The 1,825-nt window shown below is 74.0% G+C and carries 2 protein-coding genes; one reads left to right on the top strand and one right to left on the bottom strand.

Going from position 1 to position 1,825, the window contains the following annotated elements; genetic code table 11:
• Window positions 1-12 precede the first annotated feature (12 nt).
• Window positions 13-1,278: an MFS transporter gene (locus tag ACFWOG_RS40775; RefSeq protein WP_380364797.1), complete on the bottom strand. Its 1,266-nt coding sequence runs from the start codon at window positions 1,276-1,278 to the stop codon at window positions 13-15.
• Window positions 1,279-1,387: 109 nt separating this feature from the next.
• Here ACFWOG_RS40775 and ACFWOG_RS40770 point away from each other — a divergent pair, with 109 nt between their 5' ends.
• On the top strand, window positions 1,388-1,768 hold the full coding sequence (locus ACFWOG_RS40770; RefSeq protein WP_380364795.1) for an ArsR/SmtB family transcription factor: 381 nt from the start codon (window positions 1,388-1,390) through the stop codon (window positions 1,766-1,768).
• Window positions 1,769-1,825: the final 57 nt, after the last annotated feature.

Below are 1,825 nucleotides of genomic sequence, written 5' to 3'. Positions count from 1 at the left end.
AGGCCGGACCGGTCAGGTGGTCTCCGGCAGCCGGCCCCGGCTGCCGGCCACGTACAGGCCGCCGGCGACGGCCAGCACCAGCAGGACGACGCCGAAGACCGTCGCCCCGTCGGTGAGCCCGACGGAGTCGCTGAGGTAGCCGGCCGACACCGGGAGCAGCCCGGCCGGCACGTAACCGCCCACGTTGAGCGCGGCGTTGGCCTCGGCCAGGCGCCGCGGCGGGACGGCGGAGTTCAGCAGCGAGAGACCGCCGAGCTGGCCCATGCCCTGGCCGGCCCCGGCGAGCAGGGCCGAGGCGACCAGCACGGGAACGGAGGAGGCGTGGACGGCGGCGATCAGCGTCACCATGGCCAGCGTGGTGGAGACCGCGCCGGCCATCAGGATGGTGCGCCGGCGCAGCTTCTGGACGGCGAACTGCACGGCGGTGGCGGTCAGGAACATCACGAAGGCCATCGCGCCGGCCACGATCCGGCTGGTGGTGCCGAGCAGGCCGGAGAGCAGCGACGGGCCGAGCGAGAGCACGAACGAGGTCGCGGTGATGCCGGGCGCGAACACCGCGATGCCGAGGGCGAGTTGCAGGCCGTTGCCGCGCGGGACCCCGGGCACCCGGATCCAGGCGCCCTTCGCCGGCGCGGCAGGCCGGCGGACCGGCATCCGCAGCACCGCGAAGACCGCGGTGGCCAGCAGCACCGCCTCGACCACGAAGACGGTCACGGTCGGGCCGGGCGCCGTCTCGGAGAGCACCCCGGCGAGCAGCGGGCCGAGGCCCGCGCCGAAGACCATCGCGCAGGAGGCGAGCAGGGCGGCGAGGCGCTTGCGGGCCGGGCCCGCCACGTCGGTCACGGCCGCCATGCCGGCCGAGACCACGGCGCCGACCGCGATGCCGGTGAACAGCCGGGCCACGATCAGCGCGGCGACCGACGAGGCGGTGGCGAAGATCGCGCAGGCGGCCACCGCCAGACCCAGCGCGGGCAGCAGCACCGGCTTGCGGCCGAGCCGGTCGGAGACCACGCCGGAGACCAGCAGCGAGCCCAGCAGCCCGACGATGTAGAACGCGAACACGACGGTCAGGGTGCCCTTGGAGAACCCGATGTCCCGCTGCCAGACCACGTACAGCGGGGTCGCCGCGTTGGACAGGACGAACACCGCGGTCACCGGCCACGCGGCCAGCCACACCCACCAGGTGGGCGTCCCCGCGGCCGCCCCCTGCTCCCTCCCGGGCGTCGGCAGGTCCGCCTCGGCGGCCTCCTGCACCGACACCGTCCGACTCTCCGACATGGTCGCTCCCTCCGCCAGACGTAGTACGAGTTAACTCGAACATAGCATGCAGTACGATGAGACTCGTACAGGAGAGTCCGAAATCCTTTCGGCCCACGAGGAGTCGCCCATGCCTTCGACGCTGCGCCAGGCCCCGCCCTTCGTCGTCCTGCCGGAACCGGCCGACCTGCCGGAGGCGCTTCCCGAGCCGGCCGTCGAGGAGCTCAGGCTGGAGCTCGTACTCGGGGCCCTGAGCGACCCGCTGCGGCTCACCATCGTCCGCAAGCTCCTCCTGGAACGGGAGCGGTTCGACCACCCCTGCGGCTGGTTCGGGCTGGACCGGCCCAAGTCCTCGCTGACCCACCACTTCAAGGCGCTGCGCCAGGCGGGCGTCATCCGCCAGCGCCAGTACGGCCTGGAGCGGCGCAGCCACGTCCGGATCGACGACCTGGACGCCCGATTCCCCGGGCTCCTCGGACTCGTCGCCGACTGGCCCCCGGACAGCCCCTGACCGGCGGGGGTCGCACCCCCGCCCCTGAACGGCCCCGGGCCCCCCGTACCCGGGGCC

This window comes from Kitasatospora sp. NPDC058406 (assembly GCF_042722765.1).
GTDB lineage: Bacteria > Actinomycetota > Actinomycetes > Streptomycetales > Streptomycetaceae > Kitasatospora.
Note: the sequence above shows the minus strand (reverse complement) of the source record. Positions and strands in the feature narration are given on the sequence as shown.

Bases quoted from the DNA above. Each gene is read 5' to 3' on its own strand.
- ACFWOG_RS40770 (WP_380364795.1), top strand. From the start codon at position 1,388: ATGCCTTCGACGCTGCGCCAGGCCCCGCCCTTCGTCGTCCTGCCGGAA.
- ACFWOG_RS40775 (WP_380364797.1), bottom strand. From the start codon at position 1,278: ATGTCGGAGAGTCGGACGGTGTCGGTGCAGGAGGCCGCCGAGGCGGAC.